The 689-nt window shown below is 51.7% G+C and carries 2 protein-coding genes; both read left to right on the top strand.

Annotated features, from left to right (window positions below; genetic code table 11):
• Positions 1-393 (top strand): immunoglobulin-like domain-containing protein (locus PROCOU_RS17910; RefSeq protein WP_159101257.1); only part of this gene is annotated, 393 nt, incomplete at its 5' end.
• On the top strand, positions 390-689 hold a 300-nt coding region (locus PROCOU_RS16060; RefSeq protein WP_036074481.1), incomplete at its 3' end, for a hypothetical protein. The genes PROCOU_RS17910 and PROCOU_RS16060, both read left to right, overlap by 4 nt.

The following is a 689-nucleotide window of genomic DNA, read 5'->3' as shown; positions in this document are numbered from 1 at the left end:
CAGATCAAGCATTACCGCGATGACGTCGTGTTTCGCGCGTATAGTCCGTTAATGGATCAAGAAGGACGGTATCCGGAGGGAGCTTTGGTGTACGAACAGCGCCTCCCGATTCTTGCGCCAGTGACATGCCAAGCGGCACCCTATACAGTAGGGAGTGCCTATGTGACAGGGAGTTATACCGAGGGAAACGTGGGATTGGTGCAGCAAGTGAGCTTGGATGTGAATGGGTACGCCTATGGGGCAGTGCCCGTCTTACCAGGGGGAACCTTCCGTTATTATGGCAAGGATAAAATACAACACGTTGACGATTATGTACTCCTGCGCTTTTATACGCACAAGCATGCCGTATGTGGGGAACAAATCGTGGACGTGAGAGGAGCGAGTAAAGCATGACAAAGCAACGATATCGTATGAAACTAGCAGGGTGGAGTTTGGTGCTCGCATTAGGAGGTGTCGTGTTCCCGATGGGTGGCACTTCTAACCCGATAGGGGTTCCTGTGGTAGCGGCAACGGCCATGGAAGAAGAGGTTCATATTGCCGACCCTTTTCTCCGTCTCTATGTTCGGAATCGGTTAGATGTTCCAGCTGGAGAGCCACTGACCGCGAAGCGGATGTTGTGGCTACGAGAATTAGAGTTACCCCAACGAGGCATTACGTCGTTAGAGGGGTTGCAGTATGCCAAAAATATC

Origin of the sequence: Listeria rocourtiae FSL F6-920, assembly GCF_000525975.1 — a bacterium.
GTDB classification, from domain to species: domain Bacteria; phylum Bacillota; class Bacilli; order Lactobacillales; family Listeriaceae; genus Listeria_A; species Listeria_A rocourtiae.
The sequence above is the reverse complement of the archived record's forward strand: the minus strand, read 5'-3'. Positions and strand labels throughout refer to the sequence as shown.